Source organism: Blautia sp. TF10-30 (assembly GCF_003481245.1).
Classification (GTDB): domain Bacteria; phylum Bacillota; class Clostridia; order Lachnospirales; family Lachnospiraceae; genus Fusicatenibacter; species Fusicatenibacter saccharivorans.
In genome coordinates this window covers 1-25,179 of sequence record NZ_QUKM01000024.1, presented here as the reverse complement: position 1 = coordinate 25,179, position 25,179 = coordinate 1, and the positions used below count along the sequence as shown (strand labels likewise).

Annotated in this window: 15 protein-coding genes; 13 read left to right on the top strand and 2 right to left on the bottom strand. The window is 39.3% G+C overall.

Going from position 1 to position 25,179, the window contains the following annotated elements:
• Positions 1–204 (top strand): hypothetical protein (locus DXD02_RS15655; RefSeq protein WP_207665683.1); only part of this gene is annotated, 204 nt, incomplete at its 5' end.
• A gap of 34 nt (positions 205–238) precedes the next feature.
• Here DXD02_RS15655 and DXD02_RS14790 read toward each other — a convergent pair.
• Entirely contained in the window at positions 239–613 is a 375-nt protein-coding gene (locus tag DXD02_RS14790; protein ID WP_117456480.1) for a helix-turn-helix domain-containing protein, read from the bottom strand.
• A 218-nt stretch (positions 614–831) separates the two neighbouring features.
• Between DXD02_RS14790 and DXD02_RS14785 the strand changes: the two genes are divergently transcribed.
• The 7 genes from DXD02_RS14785 to DXD02_RS14755 all read left to right on the top strand — a co-directional run bounded on the left by DXD02_RS14785 (position 832) and on the right by DXD02_RS14755 (position 17,882).
• Entirely contained in the window at positions 832–1,707 is an 876-nt protein-coding gene (locus tag DXD02_RS14785) for a tyrosine-type recombinase/integrase (RefSeq protein ID WP_243108255.1), read from the top strand.
• A 298-nt stretch (positions 1,708–2,005) separates the two neighbouring features.
• Positions 2,006–3,664, top strand: a complete 1,659-nt coding sequence (locus DXD02_RS14780) for a PucR family transcriptional regulator (RefSeq protein WP_117761203.1) — start codon at positions 2,006–2,008, stop codon at positions 3,662–3,664.
• Positions 3,665–3,937: 273 nt separating this feature from the next.
• Positions 3,938–5,392 carry an Rrf2 family transcriptional regulator gene (locus DXD02_RS14775; RefSeq protein ID WP_118667072.1) on the top strand — a complete coding sequence of 485 codons (1,455 nt, stop codon included), beginning with the start codon at positions 3,938–3,940 and terminating at the stop codon, positions 5,390–5,392.
• Positions 5,393–5,518: 126 nt separating this feature from the next.
• Positions 5,519–14,482, top strand: coding sequence for a Cna B-type domain-containing protein (locus DXD02_RS14770; protein WP_243108254.1), 8,964 nt, complete (start codon positions 5,519–5,521; stop codon positions 14,480–14,482).
• 115 nt (positions 14,483–14,597) lie between these two features.
• Positions 14,598–16,205, top strand: a complete 1,608-nt coding sequence (locus DXD02_RS14765) for a SpaH/EbpB family LPXTG-anchored major pilin (protein WP_118667070.1) — start codon at positions 14,598–14,600, stop codon at positions 16,203–16,205.
• A gap of 137 nt (positions 16,206–16,342) precedes the next feature.
• Positions 16,343–17,197 (top strand): class C sortase, encoded by an 855-nt coding sequence (locus tag DXD02_RS14760; RefSeq protein ID WP_199691649.1) that lies wholly within the window; start codon positions 16,343–16,345, stop codon positions 17,195–17,197.
• A complete protein-coding gene (locus DXD02_RS14755) occupies positions 17,181–17,882 on the top strand; it encodes a pilin N-terminal domain-containing protein (protein ID WP_118667069.1) in 702 nt (233 codons plus the stop codon). Before DXD02_RS14760 ends, DXD02_RS14755 begins: the two co-directional genes overlap by 17 nt.
• Positions 17,883–18,045: 163 nt before the next feature.
• On the opposite strand, the gene DXD02_RS14750 is transcribed toward DXD02_RS14755, so the two are convergent.
• Positions 18,046–19,047: a relaxase/mobilization nuclease domain-containing protein gene (locus DXD02_RS14750; protein WP_243106621.1), complete on the bottom strand. Its 1,002-nt coding sequence runs from the start codon at positions 19,045–19,047 to the stop codon at positions 18,046–18,048.
• Here DXD02_RS14750 and DXD02_RS15885 point away from each other — a divergent pair.
• The 5 genes from DXD02_RS15885 to DXD02_RS14720 all read left to right on the top strand — a co-directional run bounded on the left by DXD02_RS15885 (position 19,040) and on the right by DXD02_RS14720 (position 25,162).
• The gene (locus DXD02_RS15885) at positions 19,040–19,618 is read left to right on the top strand and encodes an ATP-binding protein (RefSeq protein WP_243038353.1); all 579 of its coding nucleotides are present in this window, start codon (positions 19,040–19,042) and stop codon (positions 19,616–19,618) included. The two genes, DXD02_RS14750 and DXD02_RS15885, sit on opposite strands and share 8 nt — an antisense overlap.
• Before the next feature lie 124 nt (positions 19,619–19,742).
• A complete protein-coding gene (locus tag DXD02_RS14735; RefSeq protein ID WP_028086473.1) occupies positions 19,743–19,922 on the top strand; it encodes a hypothetical protein in 180 nt (59 codons plus the stop codon).
• A 432-nt stretch (positions 19,923–20,354) separates the two neighbouring features.
• A complete protein-coding gene (locus DXD02_RS14730) occupies positions 20,355–23,228 on the top strand; it encodes a response regulator (protein WP_118667068.1) in 2,874 nt (957 codons plus the stop codon).
• A gap of 80 nt (positions 23,229–23,308) precedes the next feature.
• Positions 23,309–23,512, top strand: a complete 204-nt coding sequence (locus tag DXD02_RS14725; protein WP_022462380.1) for a hypothetical protein — start codon at positions 23,309–23,311, stop codon at positions 23,510–23,512.
• Positions 23,513–23,590: 78 nt separating this feature from the next.
• A complete protein-coding gene (locus DXD02_RS14720) occupies positions 23,591–25,162 on the top strand; it encodes a sensor histidine kinase (RefSeq protein ID WP_243106620.1) in 1,572 nt (523 codons plus the stop codon).
• The last annotated feature ends 17 nt before the right edge of the window (positions 25,163–25,179 follow it).

Genomic DNA, 25,179 nt, shown 5'->3' with positions numbered 1-25,179 from the left:
TTTCTAGCAAGAAAAGATGAAGTAAAATGCTTGCATTCTCTATTGATTATTATGGGATATTTTTTAGGGCAACACAATCCGTCGAATTATTTTGCACTTACGATAAAAAATTATCCATTCATGAACGACTTGAGATCAATAAGAAGATTATTCAAGAAAAGCAGGGAAAAGATAAGCCGGAGAGAGGGGCTGATCGGGGTGTAAGATAATTGAAAAAAAGGAATGGAAAGTTACTGTTTTAGTAGCTTCCATTCCTTTTTTGAGAGAGAAGGGTAATTTCTTTCTGATTAAAAAGGTTGTTACATTCATCTATAATAGCTTCAACTGTGCGTACCTGTGAAGGAGTGAGTCGGCGGAGCTTATCTGAAAGAATCAACAGATCCTTATCTATAATTTCACCAGTGAGTAAATAATCGGCACTTACTTCTAAAGCAGAGGAGATTTTTAGCAGATTTTCAGGCCTCATTGCTCGCTTCCCTGATTCAGCATAAGAAACAAACTGGGTAGTGACTTCCCCTTTTTCTGCAAGTGCTTCTTGAGTGAGTCCCAGCTTTTTTCGACGATCCATAATTCTTTTTCCGATTTCCTGTAAACATAATTCGCTATCCGACATTAGTATAAGACATCTCCTCTCGTATTGTTAAATTATATCCACAATAGATGATAAAAATAAGCGTCTACTGTTGATTAAAATCAACAATACGATATATAATCGGAGATAAATATTGAAAAATCTTGGATGCATAACAAGTAGAAAAAGTAGTGTATGGGAATATGAAAAAAGCGAACAGCTATAATGAAAGAAAATGAATTCTCAGGAGGACTATGATTATGGAACAGATGGATTTTTCAATAGAGCTATCAGAAAGTGAGATAGAAAAATTTGCAGATTATCTATACCAGAAAGAAAATGCAAAGGCAACAATCAATAAATATATGGCAGATATAAAAAAGTTTTTATCTTTTTTGGCAGATGATAAGCGGATCAATAAAAAAGTATTGTTGCAATATAAAGAATGGCTTACTCAAAAATATGCTGTCAATAGTGTTAATTCAATGCTTGCCGCCTTGAATCAGTTCCTGGAATTTTTGAATGTAGGAAAGCTGAAAGTGAAAAGAATAAAAGTGCAGAAGCAGCCTTTTTTACAGGATCAGAAAGAATTGACAGAAAAAGAATGCAGGAAATTGATTGCAACAGCTATGGCAGAAGGAAAAGAACAGCTTGCATTGTGTATTGAAACAATAGCATGTACAGGAATTCGGATTAGCGAAATAAAATTTTTTACAGTGGAGCGTGTAAAATCTGGAAAGATAGAGATTTATAATAAAGGAAAGTATAGAAGGATTTTTTTGCCGAAGGTATTGCAAAGGAAACTTCTTTCCTATTGCCATAATAACCAAATAGCAGAAGGTTGGATATTTGTCACGAAAAATGGGAAGTTAAAAGACAGAAGTAATATTTGGAGAGAAATGAAACGATTAAAAGAAAAGGCAGGAGTAGCAGAATCAAAAATATTCCCGCATAATTTTCGACATCTATTTGCAAGAATTTATTATAAAGTGACAAAAGATATTACAGGTCTTGCTGATTTACTTGGACATAGCAGTATCAATGTAACGAGAATATATACAGCAACTACAGAAACAGTGTTCCAAAAGAAGCTGGATAAGATTGTCGAACAGGAAATATTGGAATGTACAACATAATATCTGTTATGTTGTACAGTGCCTCTATTAACCTGTTCTACCCTATTTCTGCAAGTCATTCATTTTCTCTAAAAGAGAACTTTAAGCAATAAAAATAATAAAGATTATAGCCAATTTACCAAGAGCGGTACTTAAATAGGGCACAGCTACCAAAAAATCAGAAAGGAACTATGTAATATGAACAGCATAACAGATAGCAGGGTGTTATTTAACATTATATCGTACGAAACTTAATCTGTCCATAAACAACATAACAGATATTATGTTGTATTGATTTGGCAATGGATAAGGAGTAACGATGGCATATACTGTAAGAAAATTACTTGAATCAGAACAATTTCCAAAAATGAAGCTGCTTTGCGGTGAAAAAGGTCTAGATTTGGAAGTGAAAGGCATTCGAATAATCGAAATTGAAGATATGGAGCGATACCTGACGGGTGGTGAAATACTCATAACCAGTCTTCAGGTATATTTATCATGCAGTGATCGAGAAGTAGAGCAGCATTTTGAAGATTTAGTTAAAAGTGATATAAGTGGATTCATTGTAAAGAAAAGAAAAGAATATGATCCTACAGGACGCAGATTGAGTTTATTAGAAAAACACTGCAAAAAATATGAAATTCCTCTGGTAGAAATTCCAGGAGATTTATATTACTGGGGAATTATCCGTCATGTTATGATGCAGGTATTCGATAAAGACACTGCACGCTTAAAGTATTTTAAAATTACACATGATAATTTTAATACGTTTATTTTAAAAAATAATGGATCAAGCAATACAGCAAGTGATATTATCAAATTTTTAAGCATCATGATCGAGAATCCTGTTGTATTGTATTATGGTAATCTTAATTGTATGGTTTCAACAAACTTGGATAACTCCAAGTTAATATTGTCAGATGAAATTCAGCCATATAAACCCAATATTATTACGAAATTTCAATATATGAAGCAGATGAAAGGAAGCTGTGTTCAATATATAGTGAAATTTGCCATATTGAGTGAGGTGGATATATATATAACAATAACAGAAGAAAATAGAGAACTGATAGAACTTGATTATATGGCAATCGAGAATGCGATTATTAACTTGCAGTATGAATTTTTGAGTGAATTTGCACAGGATGAAGTGAAAAAGAAGTATCAGAGAGATATTATCCATAATATTCTGAATGGATTACTGAGTTCGAAAGAAATGACTGAAGCGGCAGCACAGCTCGGAATGAAAGAAAGCGATACTTACAGGGTTGTTGATTTTCATACCATCACAAAAAATGTACAAAGAAAATATACAAAAGAACAGCTTCACGAAGTAGGTGTTATCGAGGGTGAATTGATGCATCTTTTGCCGGATGCGCTTATTTACAGAAATATGGATCAGATTGTTATGATTCAACAGGTAGATTCCAATCAGACAGAACTGGAATATCAGAAAGAGATGGAAGAAATAGAGGAGGTTATCCAGCGAAGCATCCTTTATAGAAAGAAAGATACAGACTTTCAGATTGGTATAGGAAAAAGTGTGGAAGGGTATCAACGATTGAAAGAATCTTATTACGAAGCAAGTCAGGCTATCAAGTATATTGAGATTATCCGCCTGGTGACTGGTGATAAGAATAAGTCAGTAGTACATTATTCGAACCTCGGATTTTTCCAGATATTCGGCAAAGTTGATGATATGACGGAATTGGAAAGATGCATTCCGGAAACATTAAAGAAATTATATTTATATGAGGATGAACATAAGGGAGAATTGATTACAACCTTGCAGATGTATCTTAGAAATAACCAAAGCATCAAGAAAACTGCAGGTGCAATGTTTGTTCATTATAGAACGATATCTTACAGACTTGAAAAAATAAAACAAATTTCTGGAATTAATTTTGACAATGCAAATGAAGTGCTGGCAGTCAGTAATGGTCTGATTATTTATAAAATGTTAAAAGAAATAGAATAGAAAAAGAAAGAGAAATCGTGTTGAGGCATGGTTTCTTTTTTTTTGAACGAAGTTCATAAAAAGATATTAATGGAGAATATCGATACAATGGAACAGATTTTACAAAAAAACGGATAAATATTTTCATTGATTGTACATTATATTAACCGGTTTCAATCTGTATAATTGGGAAACTGATGAGAAAATATTTCAGGAAAAGAATCACTGCTACAGAGGATAGTATTTTTTTGATACAAACTAAGACCTTGCAGGGTTTAGATTAGAGGGATAACGATGCAACTAAAAAATTCAACAGATTACGCAATTAGAATTGTGTGTTACTTAGCAGCACAGGAACGGATGGTATCTACATCAGAATTATCACGGAAGCTAAATGTTTCTGCTAATTATGTTCCTAAAATAGCGAAAAAACTGAAAAATGCAAAAATAGTCACTGCCTGTGAAGGTACAAATGGTGGCTATATGCTGGCAAAACAACCGGAGAACATTTCTTTAATGGATATTATATCGTGCGTAGAGGAAACAATGGAAATTAATCGTTGTTTGGAAGAAGATCGATTTTGTTCCAGAAATTTAGAAGATACCTGCAAGATACATAAAATATTGTTGAGTTTGCAGAATACATACAATAATAAATTAGAGAGTGTAAAGGTTTCAGACGTTATTCGCCCTGGAGAAGATGAATATTTTGGACGATTTTATGTTGTATTAAAACTGAACTTAAAGGAAAAAAGCTACGAGTGTGTGTATTCACATATCCGTGAAGTGTACGAGAAAGTAAGAAAAACAGAAAGCTATGAAGAGTTCATAAGCCAATATGTAGAAAGATACGTGTATGCTTCTGACAAAAAAATGGTTCATGACTTCTTATCAAGTGAAGGATTAGGAGAAAGACTAGTTGATGGATGTGAGGAACAAGATCTTCCGTATCGCAGAATTACTGGAAAAGATAAGAATGCATATGTTTGGATGGAAGCAAAAAAATATATAGATGCAAATGAGAATACTGCAATTATTACCTTACATAATGAGAAAATTGTCCAGAACACAGTTATAAAGATGGAACGAGAACTCATAAAAAAAGAACAAGATATGACAAAGCAGTATTGGGATATGGTATCACTTTTAACTACTGTATTGAATCATAATCATTTAGTTGAAGTAGGGTACCAAGATGACATCAGTTTCTATACGAAACAGGTATATCTTCAATTGCAGAAAAAATATCCAGAATACGGGATTACGGATGAAGAAATTGCGTCAGTAGCTCATTTGGCACCGATTCATGATATTGGAAAGATAAAAGTACCAATTGAAATTTTAAATAAAAATGGAAAATTGACGGATGAAGAAATGAATGTAGTAAAGCAACATCCATTAGTAGGTGCAGCGATGACCCAGAGATTCCCAGAAGGGATAACAACGGAAAAGCTGAACCAGTATAGCTATGAAATATGCAGACATCACCATGAAAGATATGATGGTTCAGGATATCCGGACGGTTTGAAAGGGAATGCAATTCCAATGTGCGCACAGGTCGTTGGGATTGTTGATGCTTACGATGCATTGATCAATGATCGTCCATACAAAAGAAAATATGAACCGGAAGAGGCAATACAGATGATTTCAAATGGTGAATGTGGAGCGTTTTCAAATCAGCTGATGCAATGCTTTCAGGAGGCAGCAAAGCAGCCAGAGTGGTTAAAAGTAACAAAAAGTCAAGCATGACAGAAGATTTGAGGCGATTTTGTGAACAAGAAATTGAGTGTTTTAAGACGAATTACAGCAGTTGTTCTGTGCGTTACATTATTATCTTCGCAAGTCGTAGTTGCGAATGCTGAAGATTCAGAAAGAATGAATGTGCAGACCAATAGTGAAATTACAGATATATCGGAACAGGATGGTTTCGACAGTGATACATCTGAAATATCTGATATCACGGAAAGTGATATTCCTGATTCTTTTGAAGGAGAATCAGAGCCAAATACAGATATAAGTTCTGAAGTAACAGAGGAATTTGGTAATTCCAAAGATCAAGGATTTACAGATGGAGAAGAAACAATTATCGAGGATGAAAACACCTCAGATACTTTGGAAGAAGCAAATCCAGATTATGAAGATGGAAAAATATGTATCTACAATTACCAGCAACTTCTGCAAATCGGTACAGGAACACAGATGTTTTCCGGAGACAAAGATGGAAATGTTGGTGAAGGGGATAAGGTTCTTGCAGATGGTGCAGAACTTACCTATGCATCAGACGCTTCCTATTGTTTGATGAATGATATTCCAATAGATAATGAAAATGTCTGGAACTTCCCATCAGATTTTACAGGTAGCATCACTTCATCATCAGAGCGCACGGGCAACACAGTATATGATTCAGTGACTGATACGATTTATGTGTATAACCGATACCAGCTTGAATTGATGAAAGGGGAATCTTCAGACAGCGAACCTGTAATGAGCGAGGATTATATTGCTGAAAAAGTTGGAATGGGACAGGTTTTTACACTGGAAGATGGTACCTATCTTACTTATAGCAAAACACATAATTATGTGCTTGCTTCTTCATTTACAACAGAAACACCGGAGCTTCTTGCAAATAAGGCTGGGACAGAGGAGACAACTAAGGATATTACTAGCGCTTATCCATCTGATTATGAAGGAAGAAATTATTTCGGTCAGGTGGTAAAAAAGATCGGTGATAAAAATTATATTCTGATTGGAAATGAAACACAGCTCCGGGCAATCGGAACAGATGCGGAAGTGACAGAACCCATCTGGAAGGTGTATGAAACAAGAGAGAAAAAAGGGGGATTACTGGGGGGAGCACTGAGTGGATATACAGACTGGACACCGGCTGCGGATACAGCAGAATACAAAACAGAACTGTATTATCCGGGTGATGCGGATCTGGCCAATTTTAAAGATGGAGACAAAGTATATGACTGGTCAAAAACTGCATTGTATGCAAATGATAATGGTGGACACGAAATTGGAAAAGCGGAATATTTGGATGCCCCATCCTTAGACGTAGCTGGTTTGAATGCTACAAAGCGTTATCTTTATGTGGGCAGTACGATCCAGGATTCTGCAAATATGATAGTAACTGCATCTGAGGACAGTCCTTCTGATGATTCTACGGAGGAGGCCTCCGGTGAAACAGAAGAAGTTTCTGGTAATACAGAAGAGACTTCCGGTGAAGCAGATGGAAATGCAAAAGGCAGTGATCTGATTGATATGGTTCCGGCAGAAAACAATGAAATATCTGTATCTGGAAATGATGATATTTCTTCAGAAGCTGCAGCATCGGACACTACTGTATCAGATACTGAAAACGAAGAGATTTACGATGAAGATGCTTTTATCAGTGATGAAAGTGAAAGTGATTTTTCAGATGATGCGGATCCAGAAAGTATACAGGTTGAAGAGGATAAGACCTACGTTCTTACTTATGATATAAGCAAAACGACTAATAAGGTGAATATTGCAGGCACCGGATATAAATATAGCAAGGATACGGATTATATTATCTTTCGTGATATTGATCTTTCCAAAGAGGGCACCAATTCCAATGGGGAAGATGATGATTGGGATCCTATTGATAATTACCAGGGAAACATGGAAGGCCGAAAGGGAATGGTTGAAGGTCAGAGTATAACAATCAGCCATATCAATATTTCACAGAATAATCCAGTCGATCAGGACAGGCAGGCAGAATATGGTATCGGATTTTTCAGAAATTTGACAACACCATATTCTACATCCCTGACAATATCCCAAAACCCGATCACTGTGAAAAACATTACTCTTTCTGATGTGACGGTTTCTACAACAACACAAAAGGTTAAACAAAATGTCAGTTTGATTGGAAGTGTGCTGAAGCTCCTGCTTGGAAATTTAAGTGGACTGAAACCGGATCCGCAATCCCTGGCAACGGGAGGATTTGCAGGCGTCATAAAAGGAAACATCCAGATTGAAAACTGCAATGTAGAAAATTTACGTGGAGTTTCAAATGTAAATGATCGGACCGGTGGCTTCGCAGGCTATGTCAGTGGTATGACACAGTATGACCTCATATCAAATGGATTAGGAGGCCTGGTTACTACTTTAACAAAAATCCTGAATCTGATTCCTCTGCTTGGAGCCGGTGACCTGCTGACTGTCCTTTTAAATGGAGGATTACTCAGTGTAAAAAATCTGATTCCGGTAGGCTATGTCAATCCATGTATTCAGAATTGTTCTGTAAGCGGTGGCACTTCTGTTACAGGTCAGAAGAGTACCGGTGGATTCGCTGGGGAAGCCATTGGTGCAGTGATGAAAAACTGTTCTGTGGGTGGCACTGCCACAGTGTCTGGAAATGATTGCTCTGGTGGATTTGTGGGACGTTCTGCGAATGCAGTTGTGGCAGGCGCATTAAGCAGCCTTGGTATTGAACTTATGGGGAACTTTCCGGTCAATACAGTTATGCTGAACTGCAGAATTGATGGAACGGTAAACGTATCCGCACAGGGAAGTTTCGCTAAGGAAAGTGGTTATGCAGGCGGATTTATTGGCGAAATGCGAAATAGTTACGCTGTAGACTGCAGTATTTCTTCTTTGGGTACAGTGTCCGGAAAAGATTATACCGGAGGATTTGCCGGTATAGCAACCCTTGGTGATGTAGCGGATATTGATGAAAGCCAGGGACTTCTGGTAATTGTAAAGGATCTTCTTACAGGGTTGTTAAATGGTAAATTTACCAACATGGATATCCTGAACCTGGTAGGACTCCGGCCTTCTGTTATAAGCGGATGCACCATTGCAGGAGATAACATTTCTGTAACAGCGAACGGTAAAAATGCAGGTGGACTTGTGGGATATGCAGGTGCTGTCCAGATTTCCAATACTTTAGAACTTGCAGATGACTCAAAATCAACTACAAAAGCCCTCCAGCGAGTGCTTAATAAGACGGGTCTTACCTACGAATTTTCAGACCGTGTGAATCAGATCAATGCAGCTTCCTCTATGAAGGTTTCAGCAACAGAGAATGCAGGAGGAATCTTAGGTTACGCTAAGATGACCAGTGTCGGTGATGTCCTCGGTGGAACAGTTACAGCAGCAGACTATATGCGTTTTGAGTGCAAGGACTGTTCCGTAAACGGAGGCTCTTCCGGGCTTACGGTTACTGCGTCAGATCAGGAAAATGGTCGTGCAGGAGGTGCTATCGGTTATGGAACAGGTGGAGAAGTAAGGAAAACATCCGTCACAAATCTGAATTCCGTAACGGCCGGAAAGTGTGCCGGAGGTTTTGCCGGGTATTTCGGAAGCGGCACCCTTGCCAATGTTGGAGGTATTAAACTTCTGGGATTACCGCTACTAAAAATTGACAGCCTTCTTTCTGTAGGTCAGATGATTGAGACGTTTGCAGTTGAAAGTACTGTTTCAGGTGTTGCGTCAGGATATAGTGTGTCTACCCAAAATGAGAAAGGTTACAGCGGTGGCTTTATTGGAGAATGCATCAGTGGACGAGCAAGGGACACAAAGATCAGCAACCTGAAAACGGTTACTGCATCCGCAGCATCAGGAAAAGCCGGTGGATTTGCAGGTTTTGCCAAAGCCGGAGATGCATTAAGTGCCGGAGATTCTACTACATCACAACTGACAGGAATCGAATTGGAGAACCTGCTAGGCGTTGTCAGTGCCCTGAGACCGGAGTTCAATAATACTTCTATTGCATATGTTTCGAATGGTTCTGACCCTCAGGTATCCGCTGATATGGCGGGCGGTTTTGTGGGAGATGGACAGGCAGTAGATATCAATTATGGAAACAACAATTCCGGATTTAAAGCAGACACAGACACGAATCCATCTTCGAGTGAATCTACAGATGAAAAGAATAGTGAAGAAGCAGATTTCATTTCAGCAGACACGAATAGTGAGGATGGAACAACCGAAGGCGAGGCTGGTGCGATTGCAACAACAAATATTACCGGACTTTCCTATATAAAGGGAACCAGCTATGCCGGAGGCTTTGCCGGAAGATTGATGCCCGGTGATGTGGCACAGACAGGTTCTATTAAGTTACTGGGGCTCTTAAATGTAACTCAGCTTCTCAGTGTCATGGATGTAGCTTATCCGAGAATTTCCGATTCTTCTATTGAAGGAAACAACTTAGTCGTAACAGCATCCGGAAAAAATGATGATGTGGCGCTTGGAGATGCCGGAGGATACATCGGTAATGGAAAAGCAGTTATGGTTAAAAACTCTGATGTGACTAATGTAAAAGAAGTCACAGCGCCGTATCATGCCGGTGGCTATATCGGAATCATGCGGTCCGGAAGTGCAGCGGAGGCAGGAGATGCCACAGGAGATCTTTTGAACAGTGTCCTTGGTAAGATTCTGAGTCTGAAAGAGTTGGCGAGTGTCTTGCAGGCTGCATCCAGCAAAATTACAAATTGCAAAGTTGCTGGTACCGCAGATGGATTGACTGTTACAGCTGACAACGGATTTGAAAACGCAGAAGGCTATGCAGGTGGCTTCGTTGGAGAGATGCAGAGCGGTCATGTAGATAATTCAGCAAATGCTGTTGATTCCGGAAAAGGAACGGCAGTAGAAAATCTTCTGAAAGTAGAAGGCCTTCGTTATGCCGGAGGCTTCGGAGGTCTGGTAAAAGCCGGAGCGGTTGCAGAGATTGGATCTAAATCATCAATTCTTACAAAACTGGTTGATCTGACAGGATTACTATCCCTGGTCAATGCTTTTGTTCCGGTGATCAGTAATGCCAGTGTTAATTCTGTAGAAAAAGGGTTTACCGTTACCGTTACAGGTACTCTTGAAAAAAATAGCACCAACGATGCGGATGCCGGAAGTGCCGGAGGCTTTATCGGATGCGGAACTGGTGTACAGATCAGCAATTCCGATGTAAATAAATTGCAGCATACAGGTGTCAGTGAGCCGAAGAATCTGCAGCAGGAAGATGGTAGCAGTTATTACGGAAATGACAGTGCATATGCGGTAAATGGTTATCGTTATGCCGGCGGCTATATTGGTAAAGCTGCTATGGGAAGTACGGCAGCCATCGGTGGAGCAAGCGTTCTGGATCATGTTCTTTCTACGACAGGACTGTTATCAGCACTGACTGTAGTTGCATCTATCATAGACAGCTCAGATGTTTATGGAGCAACAGGCGGATTTAATGTTCTTGCAACAGACGGAGACGGTGTTACGGGAAAAGCCGGTGGATATGCAGGAGAACTTCTTGGAGTTCAGATTCAAAATAGTAATTCTTATAATTTTGCACATATCATAGGGCGTGAAAGTGCCGGTGGATATGTTGGAATCATGGAGCCGGGGAATGCGGCAGATGTGGTAAATGGATTAAGTGCTCTTGGAGGACTGATCAAGGCAGATAATCTTCTTGGCGTTTTACAGGCATTTGTTCCTGTGATCAAAAACAGCGAAACAACCTGTGTACCTTGTGGAGGTGCTGTGAGGGCTCAGGCTGAAAGTGATGACAGCATTTACCGTGGACTTGCAGGAGGATATGCGGGTTACAACTATGGCGGTCAGATCTGGGGAAACAATACGGATAACTGGAAAGGTGCTGCATATACAGGAACCGTAAGAGAATGTGCGGCCTATCGTATCCGTTCCGTATATGGAACGGAATATGCTGGAGGCTATACCGGACTGATGCGGTGTGCGAATGTTGCAGACACAGGAAGTCTGAAGGTTTTATTCGGTCTTATCAAACTAGATAATCCGCTGACGCTTCTTCAGGCAGTGTATCCGACAGAAAAGAATACAGCTGTTTATGGACCGCTTCGTGGACTGGATACGGATACCTGGAATAAGTGGGTTGGTGCTGTCGGTTCTTATGGAAGTTACGGTAATAAATTACAGGCACTTGGTGAAGTCAATGATCAGAATCAGTTAAATGAGATTATTTCCCAGTATGCATATGGATACGCTGTTACAGCAGGACGGAGCATTCTGGCAAGTAAAGCAACACAGGGTGGTTCTGCCGGAGGCTATGTGGGTCGGATGGAAGGAGGAACCGTTACAAACGGTACTGCTGTAGATCTTCAGTTGGCAGAGGCTTATAGATGCAGTGGTGGATTTGCTGGTGAGATGCTTACAGGTTCTGTGGCAAACACAGGTGACGTTTCACTGGCAGGCCTTAAGATTATAGGTGCAGACAGTCTGGCAGCATTAAAAACCTTTGTGCCAGTCGTGAAACAGTCCCATGTGGAAGGATATCGTTCCGGTGCAAGGATCAAAGCAACCGGTATTGCAGACAAAGATCCGGCAGGATTTGCCGGAGGCTATGTGGGAAGAATGATCGGCGGCCAAATCTGGGGAGATGAAACTTCCTCCTGCAGTATCACAAATTTAAGGCGTGTAGATGGAACTTCTTATGTAGGCGGTTTTGCCGGAAAAGTAGATCCGGGTAGTGTGGCAGCTATTGATACAGCTACAAAACAGGGACTTTTGAATAAACTTCTGGATGTTCTTATGGTAAATGCTCCGGCAGAGCTGATTAAGGTTCTGAATGCTACTGTTTCCACCATCCGCTGTGCATCTGTGTCAGCCTGGGATGACTGGGGCGTGATCGTAAACGGAACCTATCAAAATGGAAGCAATACAGGGTATGCAAAAGCAGCTGGAGGATTCGCAGGAAGTCTTTGTGGAGCAGTTCTTGGCGAGAAGGATAAACCGGAAAGCGGAATCCGTGCAGACAAGATTCGCTCTGTAGTAGCCGGTGAATATGCCGGAGGATGCTTCGGTATTGCGGATGTTTCCGGTGCTGCAAATATTAGTGCCAATGGTGAGACCTCTGTCTTACAGTATCTTTTAAAGCTTGGAAAAACCGATGTGCTGGATGCATTCCGAAGCTATGTATATTACGGAAAGATCACCGGCAGCCCAGATGCAGGGCTTGGCGTCAGTGCTAACACAGCGACAAAATCCGGCCAGAATAATGAAGTAACATATAGCGGAACGGCGGGAGGTTTTGGCGGTTCACTGTTAAATGGCTCTGTCAAAAACAGCAGCGTAACAGGATTAAATTATGTAACTGGTCTGAACAGCGTCGGCGGTTTTGTAGGTTACTCCGGAAAAAGCGGAGTTGTGAAAATGGAAAAACTGGATGTGCTGGGAGATAATGCAGGACAGCTTCTTGGCGGTGCCCTCTGTGTTCTGGATATTTTTGGCTCCCATATTGATGACAGCAGTGTGGCAGGCATACCTGGTGGTTATACCGTTCAGAGTAAAGGTGGAGAGGAACAGATCGCAGGAGGATTTATCGGCTACGCAAATCTTTCCAGAATGGCAGGCTGTAATGCCGGAGATGCCCAAAATCAGGAAAATAGCCTGAAACTGGTAGAATCCGGTGGAACAGCCGGAGGCTTTGCCGGAAGAACAAGCTTTGCCTATCTTGCGGATGTAAAACTGGATTCCACGGTAGTGGATGCGTTGCTCGTAGTTCTGGATCAGCTTGTAAGGGCGTTGTATCTGGATAAAATTCAGGACTCCGACCTGTTGCATATCAATCTTGGAATTGTGAAGGTCGATGCGTTGTACGATGGAAATCTCATCCATGTGAATCTGCTGGGACTTGATATTTCCGTTGGTTTGTCCAAAAAGTCACCAGACAACGGCCAGCAGACAGATTTTGCAATCATTAAGATCGGAGATTCCTCTATTAAGCTTCCATGTGATAAAAATGGAATCATAACGAAAGATAATGATGTAAAGTCCAACATCAGTGTCAACCTAATCAAGGCAAACAGGACAAAAATCACAGACAGCAATGTGTATGGAATCACCATCGGATACAATGTCTACGCAGGCGGCGCAGGAAATGATGCGGATGGTACTGCAACAGATGGGCGAAGCGGAGGCTTTGTTGGTTACAACGACGAAGGTCTTCTTCGGAATAATGACATGTATTACTGCGATGTGGTCCGTGGAACATCCAAGCTGGTGGGACCATTCAGCGGAAAAAGTGATTTGGACTCTGGATATGACTTTAATACAAAAGCAGGTGTAGAAGGTGAGAATAACAATTATCGTATTTACCGAAAACCGGCGATTAGTTTTGATGAGATCAAAAAGAATTCGAAACTTCTGACAGATACGTTCAGCCAGGAAAATGGATGGAGCATCTTTTCTGTAAAACATGTAGTGCAGGTAGATACATATGACACCTTGCAGAATGCGGTCATGGCAACAAAAGATTCTTCTGAAACGGCAGATCTGAATGCTTATGTATCAGATGCGAAAGCGGTTCTGATGTCAGATGCCAAAACTACAGTAAATACAGGGGACAGCACATCACCGGAACCATCGGATACACAGGATCCATGTGATGAATTTGTGAATCTGACCATTAATAAGGTATGGAAAGATTTCCGGAATATGGACAACATCAGACCAGACACTATTAAGGTTACAATTTCCAGAAGCTGGACGGATGCGGAAGGAACAAAACATACAGAAGTTGTGCCGGGATATGAAAACTATGAAATAAAAGGTGATATCTCAAAATCTACATGGCAGAAAGTGGTTGAAACTCTTCCAGCCTACATAAAAGATGATGCTGAAAAACCGCATTATTATGAATATTCTGTTACGGAAACGGAAATAAAAGGATATACAACTACAATCGAAACTTCTAAAGATGGATTTACCTTCACGATTATCAACCGGCATTTTGCACTGCTTCCGGATACCGGCGGCGAGGGCATTATGATGTTTATCATAGCAGGTGGCCTGTTGTTAGCGTTCCTGCTTTATACCGGACGCAGAAGGAAACGGAAACAGGCGATGTAGGAAAGGGGGAGCAGGGTCATGAGAGAGATATGGCTGCGTGGGGAACTTCCACCGTAAAGGCTGAAAGAATCCAAAGCGAACCAATAAAAAATCAAAAGAAAGTGAGAAGAGGAACATGAAGAAATTAGTATCAAGATTTATGGCAGTTCTGATGGCAATGACCATGATACTGTCCATGAGCATGACTGTATTTGCAGCAGAAGCTCCAAAAGGAACCCTGACAGTCAACAATACAGTGGCAGGAAAGACCCTGGATCTGTATCAGATTTTTACAGCAACAAAAAACGGCGATAATGTAGCATATACACTGAACAGTGCATATGAGGGATTTTTTAAGAATAATATTAGAATATCAGGATCTGAAAGTTTAAAAGGTGAAGCTTTAAGTGAAGCGGCATATAACTATGTTAAAGATCAGGTCGGAAAAGATGGAAGTAATGGCGCAGCGTTTGCAAAAGATATCTTGGACTGGATTCTTAAGAATAAAACTATTGTAGATGCTACTCATACAACTGCACCTACAACCGCTGGTACTACGGTAATTAATAAGCTGGATTATGGATATTATGTAGTGTATCCAGTAGGTGCAACAGATACATCTACAGCACCTGGAGAACAGGGTTACACATCCGTAGCATCTTTAGTCAGCGTTACAGGTGATACTTCAATTAACATGAAGAGCAATTACCCGACAGTAGTAAAAAAAGTAAATGACAACAAAAATGCAGATGATGTCAACATTGGTGATACAGTAACTTACACACTGACATCTAAAGTACCAGATATGACTGGATATACTTCTTATGTATTTAACTTCAAGGATACATTATCCACAGGACTTACTTTTAAAGGAATTACTTCTGTGACAGTTGGATCAGGTGAAAATGTGCAGAATGTTACTGCAGGTACTGGCGATAATACTTATACATTAACACAGGACGGACAGAACATTACAATTACAATGAACAATTTCCTTGCTTCTAATGCAAACAAAGCAGGACAGGAAATTAAAGTAACTTATACGGCAACCTTAAATAAAGATGCCGTAACTGGTTTTGATGCAAACAAGAACTCTGCTACCGTTGAGTACAGTAATAAACCAGGAACAGATAACAAAGGTGAATCTGAACCAAGCATCGTAGATGTACATACTTTCAATTTCACAATCTTCAAATATTATTTAAATGGTGCGGATAAGACTGGACTTGCAAAGGCAGAATTCGAGCTTTACAAAGCAAATGGTGAAGTAGCTGGAGACAAGGTTAACATTAAAAAAGTAACTGATGGTGAATACCGTGTGGCAACACCTGAGGAAGCTACAGCAGAAAGTTTCAAATCCGATGTAATTGTATCTGGTAATAACGGTAAAGTTCTTGTAAAAGGTCTTGATGCCGGAACTTACTACTTAAGAGAGACAAAAGCTCCAGAAGGATACAATAAACTTCTCAGCGACATAAAGGTTGAGATTAAAGCAAACTATGATCCAAAAACCGGAAAACTGACAAGCTATTCAGTTGATTACACATACAATGGAACTACAACAACAGGTACAGAAATTAAAGATACAACAACTTCCCCAGAAGTAGCTGTAGAAAACAAGACAGGTGCACAGCTTCCATCTACTGGTAGCAAGGGTGCCCTTATGGTAACACTGGCTGGTATCGTTCTTTTCGGTGTATTAACAGCAAGCAAGGCTTTTGGCAAAAAGAAAGCAAAAAACTAAGACATTCTGAAGCTTAAGAATGGACAAAAAGACAGTTCATCTTCCCGGTATTGCACCGGGAGGATGTCTGCTTTTTCTGAAATGTCCAGTGTGGACTGGGTATTTCAGAAGAAACAGACGAAAAGGTGAAAGGTATTATGAAGAAAGTAGTGAAAATACTAAGAGGAATCGGATATCTGCTGGCATTTTCTTTAATCCTGTATCCGGTGGTGAGCAATTATATCAATCAGATGAACAGCACAACCATTGCTACAGATTATGAACAGGAAGTTTCTCATCTGTCGGAAGATCAGGAAAATGCCATGATTGAGCAGGCACAGGAATACAATGAAAGCCTGATTGGAATTGGTTCCATAGCAGATCCATTTTCAGAAAGCAATGAAAACCAGACAGAAGATGATGTGTATAACAATCTTTTAAAAATTGATGATACTGGAATGATGGGATATATTGATATTCCAAAGCTTGATGTTGTTCTTCCGGTTTATCATGGAACATCCGAAAAAGTACTGCAGTCCGGTGTAGGACATTTGAAAAATACCTCGCTTCCAGTAGGTGGTGAGAGCTGTCATGCGGTATTATCCGGACATCGTGGACTTGCAAATGCCAAGATATTCACCGACCTGAACAAAATGGAGGTTGGAGATGTATTTTATATTAAAGTTCTTCATCATACCTTTGCCTATCAGGTGGATCAGATTCTGACAGTATTGCCATCAGATACAGATTCTTTACAGATTGAAAAGGGCAAGGATTATGTAACACTGGTCACATGCACTCCTTATGCGGTTAACACGCACAGACTGCTTGTACGTGGCACTAGAATTCCGTATGAAGAGGCACAGAAGATAGATGAGGAAGTTGGTCTTCAGCGTACAATTCCATTCAATTTGATTCTATTGATTGGTGGAATTATTGCTTTCATCATCATATGGGTGAGCATTAAATATCATAAACGCAGGAAGGAGAAAAAACATGAGCAGAATAATTAAACGTAAGCGAATATATATGTGTATGGCAAGTGTGATGTATATGCTTTTACTCCTCATTCCGTTACCTGTGTCTGCGAATGATCTGGGAAGTATATTATTAAAAGCAACTGTTGAAGATGAGACTACGGTATATAAGCTAAGTAATACTGACTTTACGATGTATCAGGTTGGAACATATAAAAATAATTCATGGGCATTAGTGAGTGAGTTTGCAAAGTCTGGAGTCATATTTGATTTTGATGATTCTTCCGCTCAGGCAGAAGCTGCAAAAAAACTGGAAAAATATGTACAGGATAACAACATCAAAGGAATGTCCGGAAAGACCAACTCAGACGGAGAAGTTATGTACAGAGATCTGGAAAAAGGAGTGTATCTTTTTGTCCAGACACAAAAAACACAAATTAGCAATCAAGTATATCAAAGCGAACCTTTTATCATAACAGTTCCAGGTAATTATGATGGTCAGATAATTTGGAATGTAACGGCAGAACCTAAATTTAAAAATGAATCGATACCACCAATTACTACGAATACGCCACCAGTTTCAGAAGAACCATCGGGTGATAATAGCAGTCATACTTCAAATGTAAAAACGGGAGATGATACGAATGTAATTATGTGGCTTTCTTTAATGGGAATATCCTTAGTCATATTTAGTATTTGTAAAAGAAAAGTCCATAAATAATATGAGAAGATCGGGAAATCCCGGTCTTTTCGTTTCGTTATATAACTGTCATAATCCAAAAACAAATACCTCCGGAGGTGCACCGTATGGCGTCACCTGGGAGAAAATGGGTTTTAAACCATGGGAAGATTTGAAAGAAAATGAGTGAGTTGCCAGTGCAATCTTATTTATCTCTTGTGACAGAAATAGGTTCCCGTTTTGCTGGAAGTAAGTCTGAACTGATCTCAGGAGAATTAAGCAGTGCTGTGAAATTCTGTCTGATGATATCCAGTGTCTTCTGCTTTTTCTGTAATTCCTGCTTTTCACGGACAGTAGCAGCCTGTTCAGATTCAAGATTTTCTATCCGCTTCTGGATTTTATTAGAGCTTGGGATTTTGGTAACACCGAGATCCTGAAGCTCTTTTTTTAGTGAATCGTGGAGTTGGTATTCTGCTTGATGTTTGGTCCGGTATGCTTTTGGATTTTTAGCAGATTTGCAATCTTCAATCACTTTACGGCAGAGCCGGTAAGAATCACAATGTTTTTGAATGACTTTCTGCGTGTTCAGTTCATTGTTGATTTGTGTTATTCTCTGTTCAGCCGCTTTAACAGAAGCATCAACATCAGAAACATGCTGTTGAAAATCTTCATAATTCAGCAGATTATTTTCAGAAAGATAGTTGAAGGTGCGGGTTGCCTCTTTTAGATTATTTAGTTTTACCCAACGTTCAAATCCTTCTCGATTGCCGGTTGTAACATAAGTGGAAATATTGATATACAGGCGAGCATCTCTGGACAGATGCTTTGGAGTTTTCACTTTGCTACGATTTTTTGCCAGACGGATGCGGACATTTTCTTCGCTATAATAACTTCCGAGAGATTTCATGTAAGTGAAGTCCTTCTGCTCCGGTGCACGGAAGGACAGGTGTTTTCCTTGGCGGACTTCATATCCGGCTAACTGCATTTTTTGTAGAAATTCCTCATAGTTGATGGAAGTCCAGATTGCCTTATCAACTGCAACACGTAGCTTGACTTTCCAACTGGTGCCATGATGATATTCCATGTTCTCTTTATAGCTTTTTCCTTTTTCTCCGGTTGGCATACTGGTGGCAAGTCCATTTTCCTGGCAGATGCGATTACTGATCCGGCAGATTTTATGGTAGCTCCGCTTATTGGAAATGATCATTAACGCCCATTGTCACTGTAACCTGTTGGATGAATCTTGTATTCAGGTCGCAGTTTATGATGACAGACTGGAGGTGACTTCTCCGGGTGGATTATATAACGGATTAACTTATGAGGAAGTCATGAATGGTCATTCGAAGATCCGGAATAAAGGCATTGCCAATATATTCAGTCAGATGGGACTTGTAGAAGCATGGGGAAGCGGAATAAAAAGAATCCTTAATGCTGCAGAAGAGTATGGACTTTCGAAGCCGAGATTTCAGGAATTCGATAATATGTTTCGGGTAGAGCTGTTCCGTAGTTCATTTCCGATGACAAATGGAAAAGAAAGCATCGGAGAAGCATCGGAGGTAGTGTGGAGAACAGACCTCAACAATACACAGCAAAAGATTATAAAGTTACTTTCAGAAGATCATCAATTATCAGCAGTTAAGTTAGCTGAAAAAATTGGGGTTGCCAGTCGAAATATTGAGAACAATATTAAGAAGTTAAAAGAGTATGGTATTCTTATAAGACATGGATCTCCAAAGAATGGTTACTGGGAGATTGTAGATAAAGATCTACAGGAGTGAGAAGTAAATTAGTCCAAGATAACTCAAGATTAGTCCAAGAGAATATATATATAAATAACAAAAATAGATTGACATTTTGTAGTAATCAGTAGTAAACTGTACTTGTGGAAGGGAAGTGATATGTTTGGCTAGAAAAACACCAAAAGATGGCAAAGAAGAAAACATACGAGTACGGGTGACTCCAGAACAAAAACAGAGACTTGTTGAGTATGCAGAAAGACACTATCAGAGCATGAGTGGTGTTGTATGTCAGGCATTGGATCTCCTGTACGCAAGAGAAGAACAACAAAATAATAAAGAGTAAAATGGAGTTATTTTGGAGTTTATTTCTTCATAAGCGGTGCGAAAAACACAAAGTCAGAACACATGTTCGAAACATAAACCTCTAATAACAGCCTTTGCGTGTCATGAAACGCAGTCCGCAAAGGAGTTCGAGTAACGGACTAAAATGCCGAAAGCCTGTATTTATGCGGGTTTTCGGCATTTGTTTTATCGAATGGCTCTAGTTTGGCTCTATTTGTGGGGAGAGTAATAGCAAGATTAAGGAGTAAAAGAATGTAATTACTCTGTTAGTAAATTGACACAAGTTGGCTGTAGAGTATAATTATAGTAAAAGTACAGCAGAAGCTGTCGCAAAGATATTTATAAAAATGTTGTGGAGGTATTGAACATTAATGAATGTAAAATTAAAATCTGCAAGCAAGCAAGCGACTGTAGCCTGGAGGGTGGGAGAAAGATGAAGAAGTGCAAATTAGTACAGAATATAAGAAATTTCAAATTTTGTTATTTTATATTTTGCATAATGATATGTTTGGTTGTTTTTCCTGTTTCCACATCTGCCCAAGAAAATTCTGATCATGTTATTCGGGTAGGATCTTTTGAGGAAACTTATAATGTAGTCAATGAAAAGGGAGAAAGAAGCGGCTATGGTTATGAGTATCTTCAAGATATTGCAGGTTATGCAGGATGGACATATAAATACATAACAAGTGATTGGAAAAACTGCTTTACACAGTTGGAAAATGGAGAGATTGATATTCTTGGTGGCATTTCCTATACAGACGAACGTGCTGAAAATATGCTTTTTTCCGATATGCCTATGGGGGAAGAGAAATACTACATCTATACGGATGCATCCAATATGGATCTTACAGCAGGAAATTTGGATTCTTTTGAGGGAAAAAATATTGGTGTGTCTAAAGATAATATAGTGGAGGATGTGCTTAATGAATGGGAATCAAAATATGGTCTGCATACGAAGCATATCAATGTTTCTACAACCACAGAAATTATGGACAAACTGTCGAAACATGAAATTGACTGCTTCGTTTCGGTAGAAGAATCCCGTTGGGAAGAATCGGATATTTCACCGCTTACAAGTATTGGAGAGACAGAAATCTATTTCGCTATAAATCCAGAACGTCCGGATATCAAAGAAGCACTGGATAGTGCTATGCGCAGAATCAAGGATGACAATCCATTTTACACTGATGATCTCTACAGGCGTTATCTTTCTGCACAGAGCAGCTCGTTTCTTTCAAAAGAAGAAAGGGAGTGGATCGGGCAGCATGGAGCAATCAGGATAGGGTATCTGAATCAGGATGGAGGTATCAGTAGTGTAGATCCATCAACAGGCAAATTGACAGGTGTTATCACAGATTATGTGGATCTTGCAGAAAATTGTCTGCAAGGTCAGACTCTGGAATTTGAATTAAAGGGGTATGATACAAGAAGTGAACTGCTTCAGGCATTGCAGGATGGAAAAATAGACCTGATTTTTCATACAAACCAGAATCCATACTTTGCAGAAACAAAAGGAGTTGCTTTGTCGGATACGCTATTGACTCTCAATATGGCAGCAATTACGGCAAAGGATTCTTTTGATGAAAATAAAGAGAATACAGTTGCCGTTGAAAAAGATAATTTTTCATTGAAGGCATATCTTTCATACAATTATCCAAAATGGGAGATTATAGAATATGGGACATCAGATGCAGCAGTAAAAGCGATGCAGAAAGGGGAGGCAGATTGCATTGTAAGCAGTTCAGGTACTGTTTCTGACTATTTGAAAAATAATAAGCTTCATAGTGTTTTCCTGACAAAAGAAGCCGATGTTCCATTTGCTGTTCGGCAGGGAGAACCGGTTCTTTTGTCCATTCTGAATAAAACACTGACATCTATGCCTACAGCTCAATTTTCGGGTGCAGTAGTTTCGTATAATGCTTCCTCACGAAAAGTTACAGTGAGGGATTTTATTCAGGATAATTTACTGACAGTTTCACTTATCGTTGGAATTTCTTTTTTCGTTGTTCTGTGTATCATTCTTCGTTCTTGGAAGAAGTCAAAACGTGCGGAGGAAAGATTCAAGAAATCTGCTGAACAGGCATTAAAACTGAATCAGGAACTGGAAGAAAAACGGCAGGAATTACAAAATGCACTTGTAGAAGCACAGAGTGCCAATAAGGCTAAGACTTCCTTTTTAAATAACATGTCTCATGACATCAGGACACCGATCAATGGCATTATGGGCATGCTTACAATTCTTGAAAAAAGCGGAAATGATGGTGAGCGGGCAAAAGATTGCCTGAATAAAATAAATGAGTCTTCGAAACTGCTATTATCATTGGTAAATGATGTTTTGGATATGGCAAAGTTAGAATCGGATACCGTGGTTTTTGGTGATGAATCCATCAATCTGGATCAGGTATGTAAAGAAATCACGGAGTCGCTATACTTTCAGGCAGAAGAAAAAGGACTTCATGTTATAGGAGAACATGATGATTACAGTGGTATATATGTTTGGAGCAATGCAGTTCATCTGAAAAAAGTATTGATGAATCTGTTTACAAACAGTATGAAGTACAATAAGGTGAATGGTTCTATTTACATGAGTATGAGAACGATTGAAAGATCAGAAGATCACATGACATGTGAATTTAAAATAAGAGATAATGGAATTGGAATGTCAGAAGAATTTATAAAAAATGAATTGTTTACTCCATTTGTACAGGCAGATAATTCCCCACGTTCTGATTATAATGGGACAGGTCTGGGAATGCCTATTGTGAAACAACTTGTAGAAAAGATGGGCGGAACCATAACCGTTGAAAGCAAGCTTGGTGAAGGAAGCTGTTTTACCGTAATACTTCCATTTAAAATTGATACGAATGCACGGTCAGAAGAAAAAGAAGATTTTGATGCAGATATATCAGATATCAGGATATTGCTGGTTGAAGATAATGAGCTGAATGCGGAAATAGCAGAATTCATGCTGACGGAAAATGGTGCTAAAGTAGAAACAGTGAACAATGGGTTAGAAGCTGTTCAGCACTTTGAAGCTTCCGCACCGGGAACGTATGATGTTATTTTGATGGATGTTATGATGCCGGTGATGGATGGTCTTACAGCTGCAAGAACAATAAGAGCTCTGGAGCGGCAAGATGCAAAAACTATCCCTATCATTGCTATGACTGCAAACGCATTCAGGGAAGATGCCGAAAGGTGTATGGAAGCAGGAATGAACGCACATCTTGCAAAGCCGTTGGATGATAAAAAAATTAAGCAGACCATAAGCGAAGAGTTGAGAAAGCAAAATGCCTGTCATGAATGATTATGAGGCAACCGCAGCAATCAGGAGCCTTCTAGGTGCATGGGATAAGCAGACAGGAAACATAGAGAGAGGATTTGGTTATGACAGAACAGAAACTGTATCAGTTTTGTGATACAATGGCTGCATCTGAATACCGCTCGCTGATCCGTCCATTTCTGGATATCTCTACACTTTCAGCAAGATTAAAGGCGGAAGAATGCATTTCCACAGAATACCGTATGTGTGATGGCAGTTGGCACAGGATGCTTTTTACTGTAAAAAAAGGGATGAGTCTGGAAATGTAACCCATGTTTGTAAAATACGTGAAGAGTTGAGACGTTTTTGTATTAAATTAAAATTAGATAAAAGGCATGTGAAATACGATGATGAAAAATAACTATATAAAACAAAAAAGAAAAGATCAAAATCCGGTAAATCATTGGAAAATTTTTGAGGGACGGTTGGTATTCCTTCTGGCAATGGTGATTTTGGCTGTTGTCGCATATACTTTTATTTTACAACAAGCATATACCAAAACTGCTCTGAAAACAGAAATTGAACGAGATATTTCCAGTGCAGATGCGGTTCATAAGCTGGTAAATGACAGACTGGGACGAAAAGATTTTAATGAAATAAAAAGTAAAGCTGATGAGAATACAGAACTATTCAAGAATATGTCGACATATATGAATGAAATCAGAACGCTGAATTCTACGAGATATATTTACACAGCAACCAGAAATGAAGACGGTAGATTGATTTACGTTGTAGACGGACTGGATCCATCGGCTGGTGACGTCAGACATCCAGGAGATCCGATTGAAAAGGAGATGGTTCCTTATATAGAAAAAGCACTTTCTGGAAAAACAGTATATTCTCAGGATATTGTTGATACAACATGGGGACCTATTTTTACAGCCTGTTATCCTGTGACAGCGGAAGATGAATCTAATGAAGTGATAGGTGCTTTCTGCATAGAAATGGATATGCAGAAAGCGTATGGAATGGTTGAGAAGACGAATAAGTTAAGTATTGTACTGGGATGCATTACAGCGTGTATTTTGGTAATATTATGTACCTGTGGATATTCTGTATATAAGAAGCAAAAAGAAAATGAGCAGAAACAGCAAAAACTGTTGCAGGAAGCTGCAAGACTGGCCGATTCAGCTAATAAAGCAAAATCAACATTTCTATTTAATATGTCTCATGATATTCGTACCCCTATGAATGCAATCATTGGATATGCAGAATTGGGAGAGAAACATTTAAAGGAGCCAACTATATTAGAGGATTACTTTGAAAAAATATTATTGTGCGGAAAGAAAATGCTGCATTTGATTGATAACATTCTTGAATTAGCACGAATCGAAAACAACCAGGCAACGCTGGATGAAACAATAACAGATGTTTCTAAAAACTTTGATTTATGTATTGATATGTTTAGGAAACCGATAGAAGAAAAACATCAAACACTGAAAGTCAATAAGAACATTCGATATCCATACCTGCATATGGATGATGCAAGATCATCTGAAATTACGATTAACATTTTGAGTAATGCTGTGAAATACACGGGTGAAGGCGGTAACATAAGCTGTACATTGAACCAATATCCCGGCGAAAAAGAAGGTTGGAGTGTATTAGAGCTTATCATAGCAGACAACGGAATCGGAATGTCAGAAGAATTCCAAAAACATATTTTTGAATCATTTTCACAGGAACGATCTTCGTCAGACAGCGGAATAGAAGGTAGCGGACTTGGCATGGGAATCGTGAAGAAACTGGTGGATTTAATGGATGGCAAGATCACAGTTCAGAGCAAACCGGGAGCAGGTTCTACTTTTACAATCACGCTTCCATTAAAAATAGCAAATGCGGAAGAAAGGAATCCGAAACATGCAGACGGTCAGTTGAAAACTGCGCGTCGCATTCTCGTTACTTTAGCCTGCAAATAAAAAGTCAATACTAAAAT

Excerpts from the sequence above, each read along its gene's own strand:
- DXD02_RS14775 (WP_118667072.1), top strand. The coding sequence starts at position 3,938 with ATGCAACTAAAAAATTCAACAGATTACGCAATTAGAATTGTGTGTTAC.
- DXD02_RS14760 (WP_199691649.1), top strand. The coding sequence starts at position 16,343 with ATGAAGAAAGTAGTGAAAATACTAAGAGGAATCGGATATCTGCTGGCA.
- DXD02_RS14780 (WP_117761203.1), top strand. The coding sequence starts at position 2,006 with ATGGCATATACTGTAAGAAAATTACTTGAATCAGAACAATTTCCAAAA.
- DXD02_RS14730 (WP_118667068.1), top strand. The coding sequence starts at position 20,355 with ATGAAGAAGTGCAAATTAGTACAGAATATAAGAAATTTCAAATTTTGT.
- DXD02_RS14725 (WP_022462380.1), top strand. The coding sequence starts at position 23,309 with ATGACAGAACAGAAACTGTATCAGTTTTGTGATACAATGGCTGCATCT.
- DXD02_RS14785 (WP_243108255.1), top strand. The coding sequence starts at position 832 with ATGGAACAGATGGATTTTTCAATAGAGCTATCAGAAAGTGAGATAGAA.
- DXD02_RS14720 (WP_243106620.1), top strand. The coding sequence starts at position 23,591 with ATGATGAAAAATAACTATATAAAACAAAAAAGAAAAGATCAAAATCCG.
- DXD02_RS14755 (WP_118667069.1), top strand. The coding sequence starts at position 17,181 with ATGAGCAGAATAATTAAACGTAAGCGAATATATATGTGTATGGCAAGT.
- DXD02_RS14750 (WP_243106621.1), bottom strand. The coding sequence starts at position 19,047 with ATGATCATTTCCAATAAGCGGAGCTACCATAAAATCTGCCGGATCAGT.
- DXD02_RS14790 (WP_117456480.1), bottom strand. The coding sequence starts at position 613 with ATGTCGGATAGCGAATTATGTTTACAGGAAATCGGAAAAAGAATTATG.
- DXD02_RS14765 (WP_118667070.1), top strand. The coding sequence starts at position 14,598 with ATGAAGAAATTAGTATCAAGATTTATGGCAGTTCTGATGGCAATGACC.
- DXD02_RS14770 (WP_243108254.1), top strand. The coding sequence starts at position 5,519 with ATGAATGTGCAGACCAATAGTGAAATTACAGATATATCGGAACAGGAT.
- DXD02_RS15885 (WP_243038353.1), top strand. The coding sequence starts at position 19,040 with ATGATCATTAACGCCCATTGTCACTGTAACCTGTTGGATGAATCTTGT.